This is a genomic window from Sediminimonas qiaohouensis DSM 21189, assembly GCF_000423645.1.
Taxonomy (GTDB): Bacteria; Pseudomonadota; Alphaproteobacteria; order Rhodobacterales; family Rhodobacteraceae; genus Sediminimonas; species Sediminimonas qiaohouensis.
This window is the reverse complement of the sequence record NZ_AUIJ01000028.1, coordinates 1-22453: the sequence shown is the minus strand read 5'-3', so window position 1 is coordinate 22453 and position 22453 is coordinate 1. Positions and strand designations below refer to the sequence as shown.

The 22453-nt window shown below is 66.1% G+C and carries 22 protein-coding genes; 16 read left to right on the top strand and 6 right to left on the bottom strand.

Annotation, left to right across the window (positions count from 1 at the left end; genetic code table 11):
• The 3 genes from G568_RS0115295 to G568_RS0115285 all read right to left on the bottom strand — a co-directional run bounded on the left by G568_RS0115295 (nucleotide 1) and on the right by G568_RS0115285 (nucleotide 2898).
• A complete protein-coding gene (locus tag G568_RS0115295) occupies nucleotides 1-1314 on the bottom strand; it encodes a TRAP transporter large permease (RefSeq protein WP_026758844.1) in 1314 nt (437 codons plus the stop codon).
• 4 nt (nucleotides 1315-1318) lie between these two features.
• On the bottom strand, nucleotides 1319-1846 hold the full coding sequence (locus G568_RS0115290; RefSeq protein ID WP_026758843.1) for a TRAP transporter small permease: 528 nt from the start codon (nucleotides 1844-1846) through the stop codon (nucleotides 1319-1321).
• Nucleotides 1847-1920: 74 nt separating this feature from the next.
• Nucleotides 1921-2898: a TRAP transporter substrate-binding protein gene (locus G568_RS0115285; RefSeq protein WP_026758842.1), complete on the bottom strand. Its 978-nt coding sequence runs from the start codon at nucleotides 2896-2898 to the stop codon at nucleotides 1921-1923.
• 239 nt (nucleotides 2899-3137) lie between these two features.
• On the opposite strand from G568_RS0115285, the gene G568_RS0115280 reads away from it, so the two are divergent.
• Nucleotides 3138-3653, top strand: a complete 516-nt coding sequence (locus G568_RS0115280) for a winged helix DNA-binding protein (RefSeq protein ID WP_026758841.1) — start codon at nucleotides 3138-3140, stop codon at nucleotides 3651-3653.
• A 9-nt stretch (nucleotides 3654-3662) separates the two neighbouring features.
• Here the strand turns inward: G568_RS0115280 and G568_RS0115275 are convergent, their stop codons facing one another.
• The gene (locus G568_RS0115275; RefSeq protein ID WP_026758840.1) at nucleotides 3663-4916 is read right to left on the bottom strand and encodes an NAD(P)/FAD-dependent oxidoreductase; all 1254 of its coding nucleotides are present in this window, start codon (nucleotides 4914-4916) and stop codon (nucleotides 3663-3665) included.
• A 459-nt stretch (nucleotides 4917-5375) separates the two neighbouring features.
• Between G568_RS0115275 and G568_RS19045 the strand changes: the two genes are divergently transcribed.
• From G568_RS19045 to G568_RS0115240, 7 genes are all read left to right on the top strand, one after another.
• Complete coding sequence (locus G568_RS19045) at nucleotides 5376-6566, top strand: efflux RND transporter periplasmic adaptor subunit (protein WP_051203063.1); 1191 nt, start codon at nucleotides 5376-5378, stop codon at nucleotides 6564-6566.
• A complete protein-coding gene (locus G568_RS0115265) occupies nucleotides 6563-9664 on the top strand; it encodes an efflux RND transporter permease subunit (protein WP_026758839.1) in 3102 nt (1033 codons plus the stop codon). The genes G568_RS19045 and G568_RS0115265 overlap by 4 nt, the downstream gene beginning before the upstream one ends.
• A gap of 99 nt (nucleotides 9665-9763) precedes the next feature.
• On the top strand, nucleotides 9764-10588 hold the full coding sequence (phnC, locus tag G568_RS0115260) for a phosphonate ABC transporter ATP-binding protein (protein WP_026758838.1): 825 nt from the start codon (nucleotides 9764-9766) through the stop codon (nucleotides 10586-10588).
• A gap of 57 nt (nucleotides 10589-10645) precedes the next feature.
• A complete protein-coding gene (gene phnD, locus G568_RS0115255) occupies nucleotides 10646-11548 on the top strand; it encodes a phosphonate ABC transporter substrate-binding protein (protein ID WP_026758837.1) in 903 nt (300 codons plus the stop codon).
• A 70-nt stretch (nucleotides 11549-11618) separates the two neighbouring features.
• Nucleotides 11619-12476, top strand: coding sequence for a phosphonate ABC transporter, permease protein PhnE (gene phnE, locus G568_RS0115250; RefSeq protein ID WP_026758836.1), 858 nt, complete (start codon nucleotides 11619-11621; stop codon nucleotides 12474-12476).
• 3 nt (nucleotides 12477-12479) lie between these two features.
• Entirely contained in the window at nucleotides 12480-13823 is a 1344-nt protein-coding gene (gene phnE / locus G568_RS0115245) for a phosphonate ABC transporter, permease protein PhnE (RefSeq protein WP_026758835.1), read from the top strand.
• A gap of 39 nt (nucleotides 13824-13862) precedes the next feature.
• Nucleotides 13863-14480 carry an LbetaH domain-containing protein gene (locus tag G568_RS0115240; RefSeq protein WP_026758834.1) on the top strand — a complete coding sequence of 206 codons (618 nt, stop codon included), beginning with the start codon at nucleotides 13863-13865 and terminating at the stop codon, nucleotides 14478-14480.
• Between the two features lie 98 nt (nucleotides 14481-14578).
• Here the strand turns inward: G568_RS0115240 and phnF are convergent, their stop codons facing one another.
• Nucleotides 14579-15298, bottom strand: a complete 720-nt coding sequence (gene phnF, locus G568_RS0115235; protein ID WP_026758833.1) for a phosphonate metabolism transcriptional regulator PhnF — start codon at nucleotides 15296-15298, stop codon at nucleotides 14579-14581.
• A gap of 129 nt (nucleotides 15299-15427) precedes the next feature.
• Between phnF and phnG the strand changes: the two genes are divergently transcribed.
• Genes phnG through phnN form a run of 7 tightly spaced genes read left to right on the top strand, consistent with a single transcriptional unit; the run spans nucleotide 15428 to nucleotide 20436 of the window.
• Nucleotides 15428-15868 carry a phosphonate C-P lyase system protein PhnG gene (phnG, locus tag G568_RS0115230; RefSeq protein WP_051203060.1) on the top strand — a complete coding sequence of 147 codons (441 nt, stop codon included), beginning with the start codon at nucleotides 15428-15430 and terminating at the stop codon, nucleotides 15866-15868.
• On the top strand, nucleotides 15868-16440 hold the full coding sequence (phnH, locus tag G568_RS0115225; protein ID WP_026758831.1) for a phosphonate C-P lyase system protein PhnH: 573 nt from the start codon (nucleotides 15868-15870) through the stop codon (nucleotides 16438-16440). The genes phnG and phnH overlap by 1 nt, the downstream gene beginning before the upstream one ends.
• Nucleotides 16440-17543: a carbon-phosphorus lyase complex subunit gene (locus tag G568_RS0115220; protein WP_026758830.1), complete on the top strand. Its 1104-nt coding sequence runs from the start codon at nucleotides 16440-16442 to the stop codon at nucleotides 17541-17543. Before phnH ends, G568_RS0115220 begins: the two co-directional genes overlap by 1 nt.
• Nucleotides 17540-18391: an alpha-D-ribose 1-methylphosphonate 5-phosphate C-P-lyase PhnJ gene (locus G568_RS0115215; protein WP_026758829.1), complete on the top strand. Its 852-nt coding sequence runs from the start codon at nucleotides 17540-17542 to the stop codon at nucleotides 18389-18391. The genes G568_RS0115220 and G568_RS0115215 overlap by 4 nt, the downstream gene beginning before the upstream one ends.
• Complete coding sequence (gene phnK, locus G568_RS0115210; RefSeq protein ID WP_026758828.1) at nucleotides 18388-19158, top strand: phosphonate C-P lyase system protein PhnK; 771 nt, start codon at nucleotides 18388-18390, stop codon at nucleotides 19156-19158. The genes G568_RS0115215 and phnK overlap by 4 nt, the downstream gene beginning before the upstream one ends.
• 52 nt (nucleotides 19159-19210) lie before the next feature.
• A complete protein-coding gene (gene phnL, locus G568_RS0115205) occupies nucleotides 19211-19891 on the top strand; it encodes a phosphonate C-P lyase system protein PhnL (protein WP_026758827.1) in 681 nt (226 codons plus the stop codon).
• Entirely contained in the window at nucleotides 19888-20436 is a 549-nt protein-coding gene (phnN, locus tag G568_RS0115200) for a phosphonate metabolism protein/1,5-bisphosphokinase (PRPP-forming) PhnN (protein WP_026758826.1), read from the top strand. The genes phnL and phnN overlap by 4 nt, the downstream gene beginning before the upstream one ends.
• On the opposite strand, the gene G568_RS0115195 is transcribed toward phnN, so the two are convergent.
• On the bottom strand, nucleotides 20418-21107 hold the full coding sequence (locus G568_RS0115195) for a DUF1045 domain-containing protein (RefSeq protein WP_026758825.1): 690 nt from the start codon (nucleotides 21105-21107) through the stop codon (nucleotides 20418-20420). The two genes, phnN and G568_RS0115195, sit on opposite strands and share 19 nt — an antisense overlap.
• An 80-nt stretch (nucleotides 21108-21187) precedes the next feature.
• Here G568_RS0115195 and G568_RS0115190 point away from each other — a divergent pair, with 80 nt between their 5' ends.
• Nucleotides 21188-22330 (top strand): alpha-D-ribose 1-methylphosphonate 5-triphosphate diphosphatase, encoded by a 1143-nt coding sequence (locus G568_RS0115190; protein WP_026758824.1) that lies wholly within the window; start codon nucleotides 21188-21190, stop codon nucleotides 22328-22330.
• Nucleotides 22331-22453: the final 123 nt, after the last annotated feature.

Here is a 22453-nt window from a genome sequence, read left to right as displayed (position 1 = left end):
TCAGCCTCCCGGCCTCTGCCTTATGTTGTCAGGTAGCCACGTGGCCAGGTCCGGAAAGGCAATCAGCACGAACACCATCGCCACCATGATCAGGAACATCGGAAAGGCCGACCGCGCGATGAACCCCATGCCGTGGCCCGTCATCCCCTGCAACACGAACAGGTTGAACCCGATGGGCGGCGTGATTTGCGCCATTTCCACGACGACGACGACGAAGATGCCGAACCAGATCAAATCGATCCCCGCCTCGCGCACCATCGGCTCGACCACCGCCATGGTCAAAACTACCGACGAAATACCGTCAAGAAACATACCCAAAATGATGTAGAAAACCAGCAGCGCCATCAGCAACTGAAACCGGCTCAGATCCCAACTGGCGATCAGGTCCGCAAGCCCGCGTGGCAGGCCGGTGAACCCCATCGACAGCGACAAAAACGCCGCCCCCGCAAGGATCAGCGCGATCATTGCCGATGTCCGCGTGGCCCCCATCAGCGACTCGGTGAACGTGGTCCAGTTGAGCGACCCTTGCGAAATCGCCAGGATCAGCGCCCCAACAACCCCAAACGCCGCCGCCTCGGTCGCGGTGGCATAGCCAAGGTACATCGACCCGATGACCACCGAAATCAGTAGCAGAACCGGGATCAGGAACCGCGAGTTTACCAGTTTCTGACCAAGGCTCATTACCGGGTCCTGCTTGGGCGCCCACCCCCGCGACACGCGGCTGGTGATGGCGACAAAAGCCATGAACATCGCCGCCAGGACGATCCCCGGCACGATGCCCGCGAAGAACAGCTTGGATATGCTTTCATTGATGGTCACGCCATACACGATCAGCGTCAGCGAAGGCGGGATCATCAGGCCAAGCGTCGCCGCCCCGGCCAATGTGCCAATGACCATCCGCTCGGGGTAGTCGCGCTTGCGCAGCTCTGGGATCGACATCTTGCCCACGGTGCTGAGCGTGGCGGCCGAACTGCCCGACACGGCGGCAAACACGGTGCAGCCCACGATATTGGTATGCACCAGCCCCCCCGGCAGCCGCGCCATCCAAGGCGCAAGGCCGCGAAACATGTCCTCGGACAGGCGCGTGCGATACAGGATCTCCCCCATCCATATGAACAACGGCAGCGCCGTCAGGGTCCAACTGCTCGACGCGGTCCAGATCACCGTCAGCATGGTGTCGCCCACGGGCCGCGTGGTGAACAGTTCCATCCCGACCCAAGCAACCCCCATCAGGGCCAGCCCAACCCACACGCCACTTCCCAGAAGCAGGAACAGCACGAACAGGAACAAAATGATGATAGAAAGGTCTTCCATGCGCTCAGCCCCCTTCGCCCACGACGGTTTGGCGCATCCGATGACGACCAGTGAAAATCAGGCTGAGCAAGTTATCGGTCAGTGCGATGGCAAGGATCACCGCCCCCACCAGCATCAGCGATTGCGGCATCCACAGCGCGGTCTTGTCCTGCCCTTGGCTGACATCGCCGAATTTCCAGGACCAATAAACAAAGCGGCGCGCGAACCAGACGAAATACCACGCGACGGCCGAGCCGATGGCGAAACACCACACCTCCAGCAGCCAGTTCATGCGCGGCCCCGCCGCATTGAGCAAAATGCCCACCCGGATATGCGCGCCGTTGTTCAGCGCCCCGGCAAAGGCCAGGAACGATGCCGCCGCCATCGCGTAACCGGCGTATTCCGGCGCGCCCGGAAATACCTCACCGGTCCAGCGGGCAAGCATTTGCAGCAGGATCAACACCAGGATCGCGACCAGGCACAGCGCGGCCAGAACACTCGCCCCGGTGTATAGCCCGTCAAGGAAACGGCGCAGAATACGCAAGGCGGCCATGGCGGCTCCCCCTGTTCTTGTTCATGAGAAAGTGCGCGGACCCACTTCCGGGGTCCGCGCGGGAAGTGGGGCGATTACTTCATGGCCCGGTAGGCCTCGACGATTTCCTTGCCCTCGGCGCCGGCTTGCTCCAGCCATTCCTCGGTCATCGTCTCGCCGATCTGCTTCAGCTCGCCGCGCAGCGTGTCGCTGGGCGCCTCGACCGTCATGCCGCCATCACGCAGGCCCTGAACGGTAAACCCGGTGTATTCCTTCGACCGCCACAGGCCGGTGTACTCGGCCAGCTCGGCGCAGCCACGCATCACGTCGCGGTTTTCCTGCGAGGTGCCCTCCCACGCGTCCGAGTTGACGAACACGTAGTTGCGCGGCAGCCATGCATCGACCTCGTAGAAATAATCAAGGCTTTCCCATACCTTGCGGTCATACCCCGTCGCGCCCGAGGAAATCATCGCCTCGGCGACGCCGGTGGCGAAGGCCTGGCTGATCTCGGCCGCTTCGATCTGCACCGGCAACATGCCGGTCAGTTCCGCCAGACGCGCCGTCGCGGTGTTGTAAGAGCGGAACTTGACCCCCTCCATGTCCTCGACGGACTGCACCTCGTTCTTGAAATACATGCCTTGCGGCGGCCACGGCACCGCATAAAGCAGCGTCAGGTTCTGATCGGCCAGAACGTCCTCGATCGTCGGGCGCGCCGCTTTCCACAGCTTCTGGCTATCCTCGAAGGATGTCGCCAGAAACGGCACGCTGTCGAACCCAAAAAGCGGGTTCTCGTTCTGGTGACCGGACAACAGGCGCTCTCCGATCGGCACCTGCCCGGTCTGGACCGCACGCTTGATATCGTTGCCCGCGAACAACGAGCCGGACGGGTGCGTGGTGATCTCGATCTCGCCGCCGGTGCCGGTGGTCACGCAGTTGGCGAATTCGGCGCCGACCTGCGAATGGAAATTGGACCCGGAATAGGCCATCGGCATATCCCATGTCTCGGCGAAGGCGGGGGCCACGCTGGCGGCGGTGAGCGCCGTCGCGGTGGCCAGTTTGGTAAGCGTTTTCATGATTATCGTACTCCCTTGTGTTGTTGGTATCGGCGGCCGCTTCCCCGGCCGCACAGTTGTTTTGCCACCCGTCAAAGCGTGGCGGGATCGCGGCAATCGGTCAACCACCCGCAACAGCATCGACGCAACAGGCGACGACCGCGACACAGGCAAACCGATTCCCTAGCGTCATTCTGCCTCACATTGACGAAACGTCAACATTTTGTTGACATATCGTCCATGTCAGTCATTCTACTGGCATGACCAACGATGCAATCGGCCCCGTTGTTTCCTCGTCCCACCTCGCGGAAGGGTCTTTCGCCGAGGTGTCCGAGTTTGAGTTCGGCCTGATCATCGCCTCCAACGCGTTCGACCGCTGGGTCGTGCGCGCAATGTCGGCGGCGGGGTATCCGGACCTGTCGGCGCTGGACGTGCTGGTGCTGCACACGGTGCGCCATCGTGGCCGCTCCAAGAAGCTGGCCGATATCTGCCTCGTGCTGAATGTCGAGGACACCCATACCGTCACCTATGCCATCAAGAAACTCACCCGCGCGGGCCTTGTGCAAACCGGGCGCAGCGGCAAGGAAAAGACGGTCGAGGCCACACAGGCGGGCGCCGACGCCTGCGACCGCTACCGCGAAATTCGCGAGGGCCTGCTGATAAGCACGGTGCAGGATCTGGGCCTGGAGCCGGACCAGGTCAGCAAACTGGCGGCCCTCCTGCGGCTGATGTCCGGGCAATACGATCAGGCCGCGCGCGCGGCGACGTCGCTCTGACCCGGCGGTTCAGGCGAAACGCCCCGGATCATAGGGCGTGACATCCACATTGGGCCGCTGCCCCGTAATCATCTGCGACAGGATGCGCCCCGTCGCCGGCCCGGCTGTCAGGCCGATATGCTGGTGGCCAAAGCCCATCCACGCGCCGCCCACCCCCGGCACTGCGCCGATCAACGGCAGGCTATCAGGGGTCGAGGGGCGGTGCCCCATCCATTCTCTGGCCTCGTCCCAACGCAGATCGGGCAGTACCTGGCGCACCCCCCGCATCAACAGATCGAACGGCGCGCGCGATTCGGGCGCGTCCATGCTGCCCAGCTCGACCACGCCGGCCAGTCGCAGACGCCCCTCCATCGGGTTCAGAACGAACTTGCCAGCCGCGACCATCGCCGGCGCGGCAATCGTCTGCGACGGGTTCCACAGATCGATATGATAGCCCCGCTCGGATTGCAGCGGCACCCGCAGGCCCAGAATCCGGCTCAGCGCGCCAGACCACGCGCCGGTGCTGATCACCACTTCGTCGCACGCAATCACCTCGCCCCCTGCGCGCACGCCCGTGACGCGGCCGCCTTCGCGGACAAGCTCGCGCACCTCGGCCCGGATGACGCGGGCGCCCTGCGCCTCCGCCTCGGCGGCCAGCGCCTGCACATAGGCACCCGGATCGGTGATCCGCCCGTGGTTGCCCATCCGCACGCCAAACTGCATCTCGCGGCTGATCGCGGAGTCATAGGCATGCAGGCGCGCGGCATCCATCTCTTCCCATTCGAACCCGTGCGCGCGGCGTATGTCCCACGAAAACGCCTCTTTCTCGAACCCTTTGCGATCGCGGTAGATATACAGGTAATCGCCCGGAACGATGTACCGCTCTGCCGCCGTGCCCGCCGCCAACGCCTGATGATCGGCCAGGCTGTCGCCCACGATGGGGGCCAGGCCGGCGGCGATGCGGCGGGTATCGCGGGCATTGGCATGCGAGATAAAGCGCAGCAGCCAAGGCACCATGCCCGGCAGATCCCGCCACTTCATGAACAGCGGCTCGCGCGGATCCAGCAGCATCTTCGGCGCCTTCCAGATCAGGCCAGGCCCCGTCACCGGCACCACGGCACAAGACGCGAGAATGCCGCCATTTCCGAAACTCGCGCCCTCGCCCGGGCCCGATTTGTCGATCAAAACCACGCGATGCCCCGCGCGTTGCAGGCTCAGCGCGGTGGAAACGCCGACTATCCCGGCTCCTACGATGACAACGGTTTTGCCTTGGCTCGTTTCCATACCTGCCCCGCCCTGTTTAATTTGCCGGCACATTGCCCCCTTCCTTTGGGAAATCCAAGCCCTGCCAGCGCACATCGTAGTTCCCCGTCAGGGGGGTGGCTGCGTTTGGCCTGTTGCTGCCTCACCATTGCGCGGAATCCAGGCGCGCTTGCGCGCCGCCGCGCAGCGCCCGACCGCCCCCTCGGGCGGGCGCTTTTCAGGCGTATCAAACGATTGATAACGAAGATGTAGTTGGCTGGCATAAAGCGCGATCCACACCCGTTGCTGCGCCCACCCGGCGGTCGGGCACTGCGCGGCTCTCGGGCCTTTTGCCCGAAGGTCCGCTCAAGCCCAAACCCAACCACCTCCCGAACAGAACCAACCGCGCTCTGCTCTCTCTATTGATAAGGGCCGGGGGAGTGGCCTTTCGCCAAAAACGCATTATTATCCCGCGAACGCCAGCGCAGGATAGCCAAACGAATGACCGCACTGTTTTCCGCCCTTCGACAGCTTGTGCTGATCGTGCTCCTGATCGGCGTGGCCGCCTGGGGCTGGATCACCTACGTGCCGGGCGCGGCAGAATGGCTGAACCGCACCGGCCTGCCCGCTGCCCTTGGGGTCGATGTCGCGGCCGAGCAGCAACCGAAACAGAGCAGCAGCAGCGCATCGCGCCGGTCGCAGGCGGTCAGCGTCGTCCTGGACACGGTCACCAGCGGCGCGTTGAACGACCGCATTACCGCAATCGGCGACGGGCGCGCGCGGCGGGCGGTCACGATTCGCTCGCAAACAACGGGCCGTGTGGACAGCATCGAGTTTCCCCCCGGCGCGCCCGTGGAAAAGGGCGCCGTGATCGTCCGGCTCGAGAACGAGGCAGAGCGTATCGCGCTTGAAAGCGCGCGGATCGCGCTGGACAAGGCGGTTGATGACGTCGAGCGGCTATCGCGGCTCGAGGTGTCCGGCACCGTGTCCGAGGTCCGCTTCCGCGAGGCGATCCTGGCCCGGCGCAACGCTGAATTGCAGGTTAGGCAGGCCGAGTTTGACCTGTCGCAGCGCGTCATTCGCGCGCCCATAGACGGCCGCATCGGCATCTACGAGATCGAGGTCGGCGACCGCATCACCGCGCAGGACCCGCTGGCCACGGTCACGGATCGCTCTGGCCTGCTGATCGATTTCCGCGTGCCCGAACGGATCATCGGACAAGTGCAAACCGGCATGGCCGTCAAATTGCGCCCCCTCGCGCAACCGGGTCGCACGCTGACCGGCCATATCCGCACGATCGACACCGTGGTGGACCGCGCCAGCCGCACCCTGCGGATACGCGCCGAACTGGATAACCGAAGCGACACCCTGCGCCCCGGCATGGCGTTCGAGGTCAACCTTACCTTGCCGGGGCAGAGTTTTCCCGCGGTCGATCCGCTGGCCGTGCAATGGTCCAATGAGGGCTCTTTCGTCTGGGCCGCGCGCGCCGGCAAGGCCGTCCGCGTGCCGGTCAAGATCCGCCAGCGCAACAGCGATAGCGTCCTGGTCGAGGGCGACTTGCAAGCGGGCGAACAGGTGGTGATCGAAGGCGTTCAAGTGATCCGCCCCGGGGTGGAATTGCGCAGCACTACGGACACATCCGGCGCATTGCGCGGCGCGCCCCGCCTCGCCAATAGCGCGCGCCGCGCATGAAACAGACAGGCACCCCCCCTCCCGGCGTGGCACTGTTCGTGCGGCGCCCGATCCTAGCCCTGGTGCTCAGTGCGCTGATCACCATCGCGGGGCTGGCCGGCCTGTTCGGCGTGGAAATCCGCGAGCTTCCCGATGTGGACCGCCCCGTGGTGACGATCACGACCTATTACCCCGGCGCATCGCCCGAAAGCGTGGACCAGGAAGTGACAGGCCGGATCGAAGGCGCCGCCGGGCGCATATCCGGCGTGCGCGCGATCTCATCGAATTCCCGCTTCGGGCGTAGCCGCGTGACGCTGGAATTCAACGACAACGTCGATCTGGATACCGCCGCCACGGATACCCGCGACGCGGTTGCGCGCATCGCGAATGACCTGCCCGACGATTCCGAGACCCCCGAGATCGTCAAGGCCGACGCCAACGCGCAACCCGTCGTGCGCATCGCCGTCACATCGGCCACGCGCGCGCCGCAGGATCTGACCCGCATCGTGTCCGACCGGGTCGAAGACAGGCTGGTGTCCCTGCCCGGCGTGGCAGACTTGCAGATCTACGGCGACCGCAAGGCCATCTTCCGGGTGGATATCGATCAGATGGAACTGGCCAGCCGCGGCCTGACGCTGGCCGATATGCGCCGCGCGCTCGCCAATGTCAGCTATGACGTACCCGCCGGCGATCTGACCGGCGGTCGCCAAAGCGTCAGCGTGCGCACCACCGCCACCGTCACCACCCCAGAGGCGTTCGAGGCGCTGGAGCTGGCCCCGAACGTGTCGCTGGGCGATGTCGCCCGCGTGACCCTTGGCCCCGCGCCCAACGAGACGGTGTTGCGCGCCAACGGCGAAACCGGGATCGGCATCGGCGTGATCCGTCAGGCCACGTCGAACACGCTTGAGATCTCGCGCGACGTGCACGCGGTGGTGGACAGCCTGAGCCAGACCTTGCCGGACGACGTGAACATCTTCGTTACCTCCGATGACGCGGTGTTCATCAACGGCGCGATTACCGAGGTGCTCAAGACCCTGGCGCTGGCGGTGGGGATCGTGGTGCTGGTGATCTTCGCGTTCCTGCGCGACGCGCGCGCGACGCTGATCCCCGCGCTGACCATGCCGGTGGCGCTGATCGGCACGTTGGCTGCGATCTGGCTGGTGGGGTTCTCGGTCAACATCCTGACGCTGCTGGCGCTTGTTCTGGCCACCGGCCTGGTTGTCGATGACGCCATCGTGGTGCTGGAAAACATCGTGCGCAAGCGCGCCGACGGCACCGGCGCGCGCGCGGCGGCGGTGCTGGGCACCGGCCAGGTGTTTTTCGCCGTGGTCACCACCACGGCCACGCTGGCGGCGGTGTTCATTCCGCTGTCGTTTCTGCCGGGGCAGGCGGGCGGGCTGTTTCGCGAGTTTGGCTTCACCCTGGCGATGGCGGTGCTACTGTCGTCCATCGTCGCGCTGAGCCTGTGCCCCATGCTGGCCAGTCGCCTGCTGTCGCGTCCCGCGCAAACCGCACCGGCGCGGCGCGGGCCCGTTGCCTGGCTGGGCGAAACGCTGGCGGCACTCTATCAAACGATGCTGCGCGCGGCACTGGCGGCACCGTTCGTCGTGGTGGTCGCCGCGGTGCTGTTCGCGGCGACGGCGGCGATGGTCGCCGGCACCATCCGGCAGGAGCTGACCCCGCGCGAGGATCGCGCCATCGCCCTGATGTCGATCACCGCGCCGCAGGGCGTATCGCTGCGCTATACCACCGCCAAGCTGCACGAGATCGAGCAGGCGATCGCACCCCTCAAGGATAGCGGCGAGATGACCGATGTATTCTCGTTCACCGGCTATCGCGGCGACAATCGAGGCTTCATCGTCATGCGACTGGCCAAATGGGACGAGCGCAGCCGTAGCCAGGACGACATCGTCGGCGATATGAACCGCCGTCTGCGCGACGTGATCGGCGTGCGCGCCTACGCGATACAGCCAAACTCGCTGGGTATTCGCGGCGCCGGACGCGGCCTGAGCTTTGCGATCACCGGCGACGACTACGCACAGCTTGCCGATGTCGCCAGCCAGCTGGTCACGCGCCTGCAGCAGGACCCGGCAATGGGACAGGTGCGCGTCGATTACGAAACCACCCAGCCACAGCTATTCATCCGCATCGACCGCGCCCGCGCCGCCGATCTGGGCATCGACATCGCCGGCCTGGGCGAGGCCCTTCGCGCGGTGCTGGAAGGGCGCAGCGTTGGCGAGGTGTTCATCGGCGCGACCACCTATGACATTCGCATGCTCTCGACGACCAACCCGGTCAACGACCCCGGCGATCTTGAGCGGATATTCCTGCAAACGGGCGACGGGCAGATGGTGCCGATGTCCACCTTCGTGACCTTGCAGGAACGCGCCATCGCGCCCGAACTGAACCGCGAGGGGCAAAAACGCGCCATCGAGATCACCGCCGGCCTGACGCCCGAACTGGCGATCGGCGACGCGCTGAACCAGGTCGAGCAGGAGGCGGCGGACCTGCTCGCCCCCGTCAACCGCATCGTGCCACTGGCCGAGGCCGCGACGCTGGATCAAACCTCGTCGGGGCTGGTGCTGACCTTCGGGTTCGCGATCCTCGTGGTGTTCCTGGTGCTGGCGGCGCAGTTCGAAAGCATGATCTCGGCGGTGGTGGTGATGGCCACCGTGCCCCTGGGGCTGGCCTGCGCCGTCTTTGCCCTTCTGCTAACGGGCCAGAGCCTGAACGTCTATTCGCAGATCGGGCTGGTCATGCTGATCGGGATCATGGCCAAGAACGGCATCCTGATCGTGGAGTTTGCCAACCAGCTCCGTGATCAGGGGGCGGGCGTACACGACGCGATCCTGCGTGCCTGCACCATTCGCCTGCGCCCCGTGGTGATGACCATGGCCTCGACCGTTCTGAGCGGCGTGCCGCTGATCCTGTCGTCGGGCGCGGGCGCCGAGGCGCGCGAGGCGCTTGGCTGGGTGATCGTTGGCGGGCTTGGGCTTGCCACGCTGATGACGCTGTTCCTGACCCCGGTCGTCTACCTGCTGCTGGCGCGGTTCTCGACCCCGCGCGCGCAGGAAGAAGAGCGCCTGCGCGCCGAGCTGGACGCCGCCGGCCCCGCCTGAGGCCGCCACCTCCCGTTACAAAACCTTAATTATTCCGACACCTGACTGAATCATTTCGCCGTCACACGTCACCGCGAGTTACGCAGCGGGAGACGCGAAATGCTAAAGGTCCAGAACCTGACCAAATCCTTCGGGGCCAACACCGCCGTGGACAGCGTCGGCTTTGACGTGGACCGCTCCGCGATGATCGGCATCATCGGCGCATCGGGCGCGGGAAAATCCACGCTGCTACGCATGCTCAACCGCATGACCGACGCCACATCGGGCCTGGTCGAGTTCGAGGGCCGCGATGTCTTGGCCCTGTCGGGCACGCACAAACGCGCCTGGCAATCCGATTGCGCGATGATCTTTCAGCAGTTCAACCTGGTCCCGCGCATGGACGTGGTCAGCAACGTCCTCCACGGTACGCTGAATGCACGCTCGTCGCTGGCGACGATGTTCAACCTCTACCCCAACGCCGATATCCACCACGCCATCAACATCCTCGACCGGCTCGGGATCGCCGACCACGCCGCCAAACGCGCCGAATCCCTTTCGGGCGGACAGCAACAGCGCGTCGCCATCGCACGGGCCCTGATGCAAGACCCGCGCATCATCCTCGCGGATGAGCCGATCGCATCGCTTGATCCGATGAACGCGCAGATCGTGATGGATACCCTGCGCCGCATTCATGACGAGGATGGCCGCATGGTCATCGCCAACCTTCATACGCTCGATACCGCGCGCAAATACTGCGACCGCGTCATCGGCATGCGCATGGGCCGCGTCGTGTTCGACGGCACGCCCGCGCAACTCACCACCGGCGTAGCGCGCGACATCTACGGCGCCGACGCCACCTTTTCCGAAGCCGCGACCAGCACCGCGATCGAGGCCCTGGAAACCGAGGCGGAGAAAGCCCGGCACGTGGTCGAAGCCGCCCTCTGACCCGTTCACCAAGCCCCGCCGGACCCTACCGGCAGGCAAACCAACCGGAGAGAAACCATGAAAAACTTCCTAGCCGCGATCGTGACTACCACCGCCTTGGTCAGCCCCGCGCTGGCGCAAGACAACATCGACGAGTTCCGCATCGGCGTTCTGGGCGGCGAAAACGCACAGGACCGCATGACCTCGAACGAATGCCTGCGCCAGAAAACCGAAGACCTGCTCGGCGTGCCGACCAAGATCTTCACGCCCGCTGACTACAACGGCGTGATCCAGGGCCTTCTGGGCGGCTCCATCGACATGGCATGGCTGGGCGCCTCGGGCTATGCCAAGACCTATCTGACCGACCCCGACGCCGTTGAGCCGGTTCTGGTCAAGGTCAACGTGGATGGCTCCTACGGCTATCACTCCATCGGTTTTGCCCGCAAGGACAGCGGCATCACCTCGCTTGAGGACATGGAAGGCAAGGTCTTTGGCTTTGGCGATCCCAACTCGACCAGCGGCTTTTTGATCCCTTCGATCGAGATCCCGCAGGAAACCGGCGCCAGCATGGACTCGGGCGATTACTTCGGCGAGGTCAAGTTCACCGGCGGCCACGAGCAAACCATCGTCGCGGTCGCCAACGGCGATGTGGACGGCGGCGTGACCTGGGCCGATGGCCTGGGCGCATGGGAAGACGGTTACAATTCCGGCGCGCTGCGCAAGGCCGCGGATGCCGGCCTCGTCGATATGAACGAGTTGGTGCAGATCTGGAAATCGAACCCCATCCCCGAAGGCCCCGTCGTCCTGCGTCAGGAACTGCCCGAGGATGTGAAGCTCAAGATGACCGGCCTGATGGCATCGCTCAAGTCCATCGACCCCGATTGCGCCTACGGCGTGCTGCAGGGCGAGGCACTGGGCTTCATGCCGATCACGCATGACGCCTACACCTCGATCATCGAGGCGCGCAAATCCAAGATGTAGGCCGCCCCGGCGGCATCTTTGAACCGGGCCACGATTGGCCCGGTTCATGCAATTCCCCATGAGGCACAGCATGGCCGACACGGCACCGGGCAACGCCCACCATATCCAGACCGCCTATATGCAAATGACGCGGCGCAAGCGCCTTTACGGCGCCGCGATGCTGGCGGTCTTCGTCGCACTCATGGTGTCGGGGTTCCGGCTGGCCGATGCGCGCAGCGCCGGCAGCTTTGCCGACGGCATCGGCAACATCTTCGACTTCCCCGGCGAGGTGCTGTTTGAGGCTGGTGAAAAGATCACGCTGCTGCCCACCCTGATGGCGAAATTCTTTCCCTCGCTGCTGGAAACCATCAACATCGCCGCCGCATCCACCCTGCTGGGCGCTATCGGGGCGATCGTTCTGTCGCTGCTGGCCACGCGCGGAATGGCGCGCTGGCCGCGCCTGATCCCGGTGGTGCGGCGGCTGCTGGACCTGCTGCGCGCCATCCCCGAGATCGTCGTCGCGCTGATCCTGATCTTCATCCTCGGCGGCGGGCCGGTGCCCGCGATGATCGCCATCGCCCTGCACACCGTCGGCGCCCTTGGCAAGCTGTTCTCGGAGGTTAACGAAAACGCCTCGCTCAAGCCTCTCGAAGGCCTGCATTCCGTCGGCGCGACATGGACACAGCGCATGTGGCTGGGCGTCATCCCGCAGGTTGCCCCCAACTACCTCAGCTACGCGCTCTTGCGGTTCGAGATCAACATCCGCGCTTCGGCGATCCTTGGCTTCGTCGGCTCGGGCGGCATCGGTTATGACCTCAAGAACGCCTTCAGCTGGGGCCAGGGCCGCTATGACGAGGTCGCCGCCATCTTCCTGCTGCTGTTTGGCACCATCGTGTTCTTCGACCAACTGTCCAGCCACTACCGCAACAAGCTGACCGGAAAGGCCTGAGCCATGGCGATAACCGATGCCCCGATCGTCCAAAGACACGACGCCGCGCTGGCGCTGTTCACCCGCAAGCGCATCATCGCCGGCGCCGTGCCGGTGATCGTGCTGGCCTATTTCGCCTATATCTTCTTTGCCTTCGATATCCCCGGCCTGTCCGAGCGCGCGCGACTGGACAACGCGCGCGTCCTGGTCGCCGACAGCTACAGCTACAAGACCCATGTCACCCGCGACAACCGCACCGGCGGCATCACCATGGCCGTCGAAGGCAGCGCCAAAGGCACCTACCCCGAAGGGATGGCGCCCGATTGGGTCGTCCAGCCCGATGACGACAGCGCCCGCATCGCCCTGCCCCAGGGTCATGAGGTTCTGATCGACGGCGACACGATGCGCTATGACGTGCCCGGTTACGGGCCGATAACCGCGACCGCCAGCCGCCAAGGGATCGACCTGTCCCTGCCCACCGATCAGGCGCCCGACTGGATCAGCGCCTCGAAAACGCGGGTGAACATTACCACCAAGGCGGGCCGCGTCACCGTGACCAAGGCCCGGACAGAGGTCATGCGCTACGCCCTCGGGTGGGAGCTGTTCTGGTTCACGCTCGACAGTCCCTTCCATGGCAAATCCCTTGGCGAGCTGGCCGCGCTGGTGGTCTCAGGCGATCGCGTCGTGTCAGGGCAAAGCAACCTTGCCGCCATCGCCGGCGATGTCTGGAACAACGAGATGTGGCGCCACAAGGATGTGATCTGGGCGCTGTTCGAAACCCTGCTGATGGCGTTTCTCGGCACCATGGGCGCGGCGATGGTGGCCCTGCCCTTGGCCTTCATGGCGGCGCGCAATTTCACGCCGCTGATGGTGGTCCGGCAGGCATTCCGCCGCCTGTTCGACCTGCTGCGCGGGGTTGATGCGTTGATCTGGACGATCGTGCTGTCGCGCGCCTTCGGGCCGGGGCCGCTGACCGGTAGCCTTGCGATCCTGCTCACCGATACCGGCAGCTTTGGCAAGATGTTCTCGGAGGCGCTTGAAAACGTGGACCCGCGCGAGATCGACGGCGTGCAATCGACCGGCGCCAAGCCGCTGCAACGCTACCGCTTCGGGGTTATTCCGCAGATCACGCCGATCTTGCTGAGCCAGGTGCTCTATTACCTCGAATCCAACACCCGCAGCGCCACCATCATCGGCGCGATCACCGGGGGCGGCATCGGACTGCTGCTGACGCAGGCGATCATCACTCAGCAGGATTGGGAAAAGGTCAGCTATTATATCGTGCTGATCGTGATGCTGGTGGTATTCATGGACTGGCTGTCGGGAATGATCCGCCGGCGCCTTATCCGCGCGGGCGATGCCGGCTGACACCCACCCCGGCTCAGAGCCCCACCAAGGAGATCCACCATGCCCCGCCTGAGCGCCAACACGCCGTTCATCCACCCCGATGTCGAAATGACCGGCACCACCCTTGGCCGCTACACCGAGATCGGCCGCGGCAGCCGCATCGTCAACGCCACCATCGGCGACTACAGCTATACCGACCGCTACGCCGAGATCGCCAACGCGGAGATCGCCAAGTTCGCCAACATCGCCGCGTTCAGCCGCATCGGCCCCACCGATCACCCGCTGCATACCGCGTCGCTACACCACTTCCTCTATCGCTCGCCCGACTATTTTTACGAAAACGCGCCCGACACGGCCTTTTTCGAACACCGCGCCTCGCGCCGCGCCCATATCGGCAACGACACCTGGATCGGCCACGGCGCGGTGATCATGCCCGAGGTCACCCTGCACGACGGCGCCGTGGTGGCGGCGGGCGCGGTGGTCACGCGCGATGTGGCCCCCTATACCATCGTCGCCGGGGTGCCCGCCCGCCCCCTGAAGGCGCGCCAGCCGCAGGACATCGCCGAGCGCCTGATCGCGCTTGCATGGTGGGATTGGCCGCATGAGCGCCTGCACGCCGCGCTGCAGGATTTCCGCACCCTGCCCGCCGCCGCTTTCCTGGACAAGCACGAAGGTTAGGTCAGCCACCCGACACGGGTGCTGGCCTTGAAAGGACATTGAGCAATGGTCGAGGAGCCGCGCAGGGCACAATTTCGAACTGCGGCATCAGGCCAACACTACCGCAGATCCTCGGGCGCGACCGTCAGGGTGATCTTGTCGCCCACGAACCACGTGTGGCCAAATTCGACCGGCACGCCGTCGGCATCCACGTTCACCGCCACCGTGCGCAAGATCGGCGCCCCTTCGGACAGGTGCAGATGCAGCGCCTGCGTCGCCGTGGCCACCTTGGCGGTGATCCGCGTCTCGGCGCGGGTGTAATCGCTCAACCCCTCTTCGCGCAGCGCCTCCGTGACCGATGCGAAACGCGCCAGCCGGTCCAACAGCGCCGGAAACCGCGCCGCCGGGAACACGCTGCGAAACAGGGCCAGCGGCGCCCCATCGGCCAGCGACACCCCCTCGATCACATGCACCTGCGCGCCTTGCCGCAGCCGCAATGCCTCGGCCTCGCGCGTGTCCGCCGCGCGCGTCTCGCGCCGCGAAAGCCTGCGCTCGGGGCTGCGCCCGGCCTCGGCCAGGTTGCGATGAAACCGCACCCGCCGCCCGATCGGGTAATCGGCCGGCCGTGCCGCCACAAACACCCCCGCCCCGCGCCGCGCATGCGTCAGCCCCGCCTCGCCGAGCGCCGACAGCGCCCGCCGCACCGTGTGCCGGTTCACCCCGAACCGCGCCGCCAGCGCCGCCTCGGTCGGCAGCTTGTCACCGGGCGCGTAATGGCCCTGCGCGATCTCCGCCGAAAGCGCGTCGCGAATGGATGTCCAGATCGCCGTTCTGCCCATGCCTGTCCCTGCCCGTCCCTACCCGTCACAAAAGTTTCACCGCCCGCCCCCTTGCGCGGAGGGGCACAATGATGTCTATATTTGTCTAGTTGTATATTTATCTAGACAACCATGCAAGGGTGTCCAAAAATGAGCGAAGCGCGAAAAACATGGATGAGCCTGCTGGCCAAGGCCCCGCCCAAGGCGCTTGGCCAGTTGTGGGACGACACCGGGCTGGCCCCCGATTTCACCTGGCTGCGCGCCCCCGAGATCGGCAGCACCATGGTGCAGGGCCGCATGGGCGGCACCGGCGCCCCCTTCAACCTGGGCGAAATGACGGTCACGCGCTGCGCCCTGCGGCTGACCGATGGCGGCACCGTCGGCCACGCCTATGTGCAGGGCCGCGACAAGACCCACGCGCGCATCGCCGCGCTGATCGACGCGCTGATGCAGACCGCGCTGGCTGACCGCCTGCAAGCCGAGGTGCTGGACCCGCTGGCAACCGCTATGGACGAACGCCGCCGCACCCGCGCCGCCAAGGCCGCCGCCACCAAGGTCGATTTCTTCACCATGGTCAGGGGAGAGGACTGATGCAGGAAACAACCCTCGAAGGCGGCTTTGCCGACGCCCCCCGCGACGCGGCGCATGCGTTCCGCGCCTGCATGAACGCTATGGCGCGTCCGGGCCGGATCGAAACGCTGCGCGGCGCAACTCCACCCGCGCCGCTGTCGCAGGCGGCCGGCACGCTGCTGCTGACGCTGTGCGACGCCGACACGCCCGTGCACCTGGCCGGGGCGCATGATTGCGACGCGGTGCGGCAATGGCTGGCCTTTCACACCGGCGCGCCGTTGGCCCACGCCCGCACTGATGCCACCTTTGCCATCGGCGTATGGGACGCGCTGCTGCCGCTATCCGACTACCCGATCGGCACCGCGCGCTACCCCGATCGCTCGGCCACGCTGGTGGTCGAGATGGACAGCCTTACCGCCACCGGCGCGCGGCTGACCGGCCCGGGCATCGCCGACAGTGCCGCGCTGTCGCTGCCGGACATCGCCGCGCTCCGGGCCAACCACGCGCTGTTTCCGCAAGGCCTGGATTTCTATTTCGCTGCGGGAGAGCACCTTGCCGCCCTGCCCCGCTCGACAAACGTGGAGGATGCCTGATGTATGTGGCCGTAAAAGGCGGTGAGCGCGCCATCGATGCCGCCCATGATTGGCTGGCCGAACAGCGCCGGGGCGACACCACCGTGCCCGAACTGGACGTCGCGCAGATCCGCGAGCAGATGACGCTGGCCGTCAACCGCGTCATGGCCGAGGGCTCGCTTTATGATCCCGACCTTGCCGCGCTGGCGATCAAGCAGGCCCGCGGCGATTTGATCGAGGCGATATTCCTGATCCGCGCCTACCGCACGACCCTTCCGCGCTTTGGCACCTCCAGGCCGCTGGATACCGGCGCGATGGATTGCATGCGCCGCATCTCGGCCACGTTCAAGGACGCGCCGGGCGGTCAGGTACTGGGGCCCACGTTCGACTACACGCACCGGCTGCTGGATTTCAAACTTGCCGCCGATGGCGAAGATGGCGCCTCCGCGTCCGCCGCCGTCGAGCCCCCGGAGACCGCCCCCGCACGGGTGCCCCATATCACCGGCTTCCTGGGCCGCGACGGGCTCATTGAACAGGAACCCGCCAGCGATGAGGCCCCGCCCGACCTGACCCGCACGCCGCTTGAGCTACCCACAACCCGCGCTCTGCGCCTTCAGGCGCTCGCGCGCGGCGACGAGGGGTTCTTGCTGGGCCTGGCCTATTCCACGCAGCGTGGCTATGCCCGCAACCACGCCTTCGTGGGCGAGCTGCGCATCGGCACCGTCCCCGTCGAAATGGAGATCCCCGAGCTGGGCTTCACCGTCGAGCTGGGCGAGATCACCCTGACCGAATGCGAAACCGTCAACCAGTTCACCGGCTCGAAAACCGAACCCGCGCAATTCACCCGCGGCTATGGCCTCAGCTTCGGCCAGACCGAGCGCAAGGCGATCGCCGTCGCGCTGGTGGACCGCGCGCTGCGCTGGCGCGAGCTGGGCGAGGACGATCAGGGCGCCCCCGCTCAGGACGAGGAGTTTGTGCTGTCCCACGCCGACAACATCCAGGCCACCGGGTTCCTGGAGCATATCAAGCTGCCCCACTACGTGGATTTCCAATCCGAACTGGAACTGGTGCGCAAGCTGCGCCGGCAGGCCACGCAGGCAACCGAAACGGAGGCCGCGCAATGACCGACTATAACTTCGCCTACCTCGACGAACAGACCAAGCGCATGATCCGACGCGCCATCCTCAAGGGGCTGGCGATCCCCGGCTACCAAGTGCCGTTTGCCAGCCGTGAAATGCCCATGCCCTACGGTTGGGGCACCGGCGGCGTACAGCTAAGCGCCGCAACGCTGACCCCCGATGACCGCCTCAAGGTGATCGACCAGGGCGCCGACGACACCACCAACGCGGTGTCGATCCGCAAGTTCTTTGAGAAAACCGCGCGCGTCGCCACGACTGAGCACACCCCCGACGCCAGCGTGATCCAGACCCGCCACCGCATCCCCGAAGCCCCCCTGAGCGAGGATCAGATCCTGATCTACCAGGTGCCGATCCCCGAGCCGCTGCGCTTTCTCGAGCCGTCCGAGGTGGAGACGCGCAAGATGCACGAGCTGTCCGAATACGGGCTGATGCACGTCAAGCTCTACGAGGACATCGCGCGCCACGGGCATATCGCCACCTCCTACGCCTACCCCGTGCAGGTCGAGGGGCGCTACGTGATGGACCCCTCGCCGATCCCCAAGTTCGACAATCCCAAACTGTCGGACTGCGCGGCGATCCAACTGTTCGGCGCAGGGCGCGAACAACGCATCTATGCCCTACCGCCGCACACCAAGGTGGTCAGCCTCGATTTCGAAGATCACCCGTTCGATCCGTCCAAGGCCGACGCGCCCTGTGCCCTGTGCGGCGACACAAGCAGCTACCTTGACGAGGTCATCACCGACGACGCGGGCACGCGCATGTATGTCTGCTCTGACACCGACCACTGCCAAACCCGGCGCGAGGCCGGCCACAGTAAGGAGACCGCCGCATGACCCCGCTTCTGGATGTGCGCGACATTACAAAAAGATACGGCGCGCGAATTGGCTGCAAGGATGTCGGCTTTGCGCTCTGGCCCGGCGAGGTGATGGGCATCGTCGGCGAAAGCGGCTCGGGCAAATCCACGCTGCTGGGATGCCTTGCCGGCCACCTGCCCCCCGACACCGGCGAGGTGCTGTTCGACACCCGCGACGGCGGTCCGCGCGACACCCTGAAGATGAGCGAGGCCGAGCGCCGGATGCTGGCGCGCACCGATTGGGCCTTCGTGCACCAGAACGCGCGCGATGGGCTGCGCATGGGCGTGTCGGCGGGCGGCAACGTGGGCGAGCGCCTGATGGCCGTGGGCGCGCGCAACTACGGCGACATCCGCGCCCGCGCCGAGGATTGGCTGGACCGCGTGGAAATCACCGAAGACCGGATGGATGACCGCCCCGGCGCCTTTTCCGGCGGAATGCAGCAACGCCTGCAAATCGCGCGCAACCTGGTGACGGGGCCGCGACTGGTGTTCATGGACGAGCCCACCGGCGGGCTGGACGTGAGCGTGCAGGCGCGGCTTCTGGACCTGCTGCGCGGGCTGGTGCGGCAAATGGGCCTGTCGGCGGTGATCGTCACGCACGACCTGGCCGTGGTGCGCCTGCTGGCGGACCGGCTGATGGTGATGAAGGACGGGCATGTCGTGGAACAGGGCCTGACCGATCAGGTGCTGGACGACCCGCAGCACGGCTATACCCAGCTATTGGTGTCGAGCGTGCTACAGGTTTAGGGCGGGCGCGACGTCCCCTTTGAGTATTTTGTGCAAGATGAAGGATCAGACGATGATCAAACTGGACAATGTCAGCAAGCATTTCACCCTGCACAACCAGGGCGGCGCGTCGATTCCGGTCATGGCCGGCGCAACACTGAGCGTTGAGGCCGGCGAATGCGTGGCGCTGGTGGGCCCGTCGGGGGCCGGCAAATCGACGCTGATGCGCATGATCTATGGCAATTACCTGGCAGACGCAGGGCGCATCATGGTGGGCGGCACCGACGTGGCGCGCGCCGCACCGCGCGAGATACTGGCGCTGCGCCGCAATACCCTCGGCTATGTCAGCCAGTTCCTGCGCGTGGTGCCGCGCGTGCCGACGCTGGACGTGGTGGCCGAGCCGCTGATTACGCTGGGCACCGATCCGCAGGCCGCGCGCGAGCGGGCGCGCGAATTGCTGGCCCGGCTGAACATCCCCGAACACCTCTGGCCGCTGTCGCCGACCACCTTCTCGGGCGGCGAGCAGCAGCGCGTGAATATCGCGCGTGGGTTCGCCCATGACTACCCGACGCTGCTTCTGGACGAGCCGACGGCAAGCCTGGACGTCACCAACCGCACCGTGGTGCTGTCGCTTATCGACGAGGCCAAGGCGCGCGGCGCGGCGATCATCGGCATCTTCCACGACACTGAGGCGCGCGCGCAGGTCTGCGACCGCGAGGTCGATGTCGGCCGGTTCACCCCGGTGCCGGCATGAGCGCGCAAGGCCGCCTGTTCGCCGTGGTCGGCCCATCGGGCGCCGGCAAGGATACCCTGCTTGAGGCGGCCTGCCGCGCGCGCCCGGACCTGGTGCGCGCGCGCCGCGTCATCACCCGCCCCTCGGGCGCGGGCGGCGAGGCGTTCGACGGTGTGGATGAGGCCGCCTTCGACGCCTGCCTCAAGGCGGGACAGCTGGCCATCCACTGGCGCGCGCATGGCCTGCGCTACGGCATCCGCGCCAGCATCGACGCAGACCTTGCCGTCGGGCGCGACGTACTGTTCAACGGCTCGCGCGCGGCGCTGGAGCAGGCGGCGGCGCGCTATCCGGGGCTGCGGGTTCTGCTGGTCACGGCACCGGCCGAGGTACTGATGCAGCGCCTGTCGGCCCGCGGCCGCGAGGATGCGGACCAAATCGCCGCCCGGCTGGAACGCGCGGCGCAGGGCATACCGCCCGACCTGCCGGTGCACGAGATCGACAATTCCGGCACGGTAGACGCAGGCGTCAAGCGCCTGCTGGCCGCGCTTCAGCCGGAAAGGGCGTAGCGATGGACCAGGCGGAAATACCCATCCTCCCCCTCGCCGAACAGGCAGATGTCGGGCACTTCGAACGGCGCGGGCAACAGCGGCTCCAACACCGGCGCAAGCGCCGCGCGCACCGCCTGCGCCCGGTTGTCCTCCATCGGCCCGGTCAGGGTCAGGTGAAACCGGAATTCCTCCAGAACGTAAGGATAGCCCCATTGCTCAAGGTTGGCGCGCTGCCGCGGATCAAGGCGATCGGGCCTGCGGCGGGCGAATTCTTCGGCGGTCAGCGGCGCGCGATAGGCATCCAACCCCGTCACCACCGCCCCGGCCAGCGCCGCCAGCTCTGCGCCGTCCCCCTTGGGCGTCAACGCCAGGAACCGGCCAATCCGGTCAAGCTGCAACCCCGGCATTCGCACCGGCGCCAGCCGCGCGGCCAGCAGCTCCACCGCCTCGGCCAGGTCCTCGGGCGCGCATCCACCCGCCAGGCGAAACGGCGGCTTGAGCGTGCCGTGAAACCCGTATTTGCGCGGCTGCCGCGTCACCTCGGCCACCGGGCACGGCAGGCCGGGCACCTGCGGGTGCGCCACCGCGCGCCCCGCTTGCGCGTCCCAACCCAGCCACGCCGCCCCGAAATCGGCCAGCGGGCCGGGGGCGGGCGCAAAGTAGACCGCATATCTCAGGTAATGTTCCATGCCGCCGCCCTAATTCCTGCCTGTCACCGTTTTGTGACAGTGCTACCCTATCAGGGCGCAAAAACGAAAGACCCACAGTGATGACCGAAACGATCCTTGCCAATGCCACGCTTGTCCTGCCCGATGCCACCGCCACGGGGGCGGTGTGCCTGCGCGACGGGCTGATCCACGACATCGACACCGGCGTCGCCATGCCAAGCGGTGCGCTGGACATGCAGGGCGACATGCTGTTGCCGGGCTTGATCGAGCTGCACACCGACAACCTTGAGCGCCACATCGCCCCCCGCCCCGGCGTCAACTGGCCCCACGCCAGCGCCATCGTCGCCCATGATGCGGAGCTGTCAAGCGTCGGCATTACGACGGTATTCGACGCGATGCGCGTGGGATCGGTCGTCAGCAACTCGCGCACCAATTACGGCAAATACGCCCGCCAACTGGCCACCGAACTGATGGACCTGCGCGCCCGCGATGCCCTTCGGATCAGCCACTACCTGCACCTGCGCGCCGAGGTCTGCTCGGAAACCCTGCTCGAGGAACTGGCCGAGTTCACCGCCGACGACCGCGTCGGCATCGTCAGCCTGATGGATCACACCCCCGGCGAGCGGCAGTTTCGCGACCTGGACAAGCTCAAGACCTATGTCTGCGGAAAACACGGCCTGTCCGAGGATGAGTTCGCCGATCACGTCGCCAGCCAGCGCAGCCTGCGCCAAAGGCTGGGCGACGCGCACGAGGCCGGCGCGGTGGCCGCCGCCCGCCGCCTTGGCGCGGCTTTGGCCAGTCACGACGACACCACCGCCGCGCAGGTGGCAACATCGGCAGGCCACGGCGCCACCATCGCCGAATTCCCCACCACGCAAGAGGCCGCCGCCGCCAGCCACGAGCGCGCGATCGCCGTGATGATGGGCGCGCCCAACCTGATCCGCGGCGGATCTCACTCGGGCAACGTGGCCGCCGCCGATTTGGCCGAGGCCGGGCTGATCGACATCATGTCGTCCGATTACGTGCCCTCCGCGCTTCTGTCGGCGGCGGTGGTGCTGGGCGATCTGTGGGATGACATGGCGCGCGGCATCGCCACCGTCACCGACGCGCCCGCCCGCGCCACCGGCCTGTCGGACAGGGGACGCATCGCACCGGGCCTGCGCGCCGATTTGATCCGCGTGGCGCGCATAGACGGCACGCCGGTCCTGCGCGGCACATGGGTGCGCGGGATGCGCGCCGCTTAGTGGTTTGGGCGGGGCATATGCAACCAAACCGGCTCTGTTGCACAAAGCGCGTGAGGGATTCATGTCGCGAATCCAGTGTGGTAGCTGGGCGACATGAGCAGACCCACACCCCCAACCTACAAG

Excerpts from the sequence above, each read along its gene's own strand:
- G568_RS0115240 (WP_026758834.1), top strand. The coding sequence starts at position 13,863 with ATGCCCCGCCTGAGCGCCAACACGCCGTTCATCCACCCCGATGTCGAA.
- phnC (WP_026758838.1), top strand. The coding sequence starts at position 9,764 with ATGCTAAAGGTCCAGAACCTGACCAAATCCTTCGGGGCCAACACCGCC.
- G568_RS0115195 (WP_026758825.1), bottom strand. The coding sequence starts at position 21,107 with ATGGAACATTACCTGAGATATGCGGTCTACTTTGCGCCCGCCCCCGGC.
- G568_RS0115280 (WP_026758841.1), top strand. The coding sequence starts at position 3,138 with ATGACCAACGATGCAATCGGCCCCGTTGTTTCCTCGTCCCACCTCGCG.
- G568_RS0115295 (WP_026758844.1), bottom strand. The coding sequence starts at position 1,314 with ATGGAAGACCTTTCTATCATCATTTTGTTCCTGTTCGTGCTGTTCCTG.
- phnF (WP_026758833.1), bottom strand. The coding sequence starts at position 15,298 with ATGGGCAGAACGGCGATCTGGACATCCATTCGCGACGCGCTTTCGGCG.
- G568_RS19045 (WP_051203063.1), top strand. The coding sequence starts at position 5,376 with ATGACCGCACTGTTTTCCGCCCTTCGACAGCTTGTGCTGATCGTGCTC.
- phnD (WP_026758837.1), top strand. The coding sequence starts at position 10,646 with ATGAAAAACTTCCTAGCCGCGATCGTGACTACCACCGCCTTGGTCAGC.
- phnE (WP_026758835.1), top strand. The coding sequence starts at position 12,480 with ATGGCGATAACCGATGCCCCGATCGTCCAAAGACACGACGCCGCGCTG.
- G568_RS0115285 (WP_026758842.1), bottom strand. The coding sequence starts at position 2,898 with ATGAAAACGCTTACCAAACTGGCCACCGCGACGGCGCTCACCGCCGCC.
- phnE (WP_026758836.1), top strand. The coding sequence starts at position 11,619 with ATGGCCGACACGGCACCGGGCAACGCCCACCATATCCAGACCGCCTAT.
- G568_RS0115265 (WP_026758839.1), top strand. The coding sequence starts at position 6,563 with ATGAAACAGACAGGCACCCCCCCTCCCGGCGTGGCACTGTTCGTGCGG.
- phnK (WP_026758828.1), top strand. The coding sequence starts at position 18,388 with ATGACCCCGCTTCTGGATGTGCGCGACATTACAAAAAGATACGGCGCG.
- G568_RS0115290 (WP_026758843.1), bottom strand. The coding sequence starts at position 1,846 with ATGGCCGCCTTGCGTATTCTGCGCCGTTTCCTTGACGGGCTATACACC.
- G568_RS0115215 (WP_026758829.1), top strand. The coding sequence starts at position 17,540 with ATGACCGACTATAACTTCGCCTACCTCGACGAACAGACCAAGCGCATG.
- G568_RS0115190 (WP_026758824.1), top strand. The coding sequence starts at position 21,188 with ATGACCGAAACGATCCTTGCCAATGCCACGCTTGTCCTGCCCGATGCC.
- G568_RS0115220 (WP_026758830.1), top strand. The coding sequence starts at position 16,440 with ATGTATGTGGCCGTAAAAGGCGGTGAGCGCGCCATCGATGCCGCCCAT.
- G568_RS0115275 (WP_026758840.1), bottom strand. The coding sequence starts at position 4,916 with ATGGAAACGAGCCAAGGCAAAACCGTTGTCATCGTAGGAGCCGGGATA.
- phnH (WP_026758831.1), top strand. The coding sequence starts at position 15,868 with ATGCAGGAAACAACCCTCGAAGGCGGCTTTGCCGACGCCCCCCGCGAC.
- phnL (WP_026758827.1), top strand. The coding sequence starts at position 19,211 with ATGATCAAACTGGACAATGTCAGCAAGCATTTCACCCTGCACAACCAG.
- phnG (WP_051203060.1), top strand. The coding sequence starts at position 15,428 with ATGAGCGAAGCGCGAAAAACATGGATGAGCCTGCTGGCCAAGGCCCCG.
- phnN (WP_026758826.1), top strand. The coding sequence starts at position 19,888 with ATGAGCGCGCAAGGCCGCCTGTTCGCCGTGGTCGGCCCATCGGGCGCC.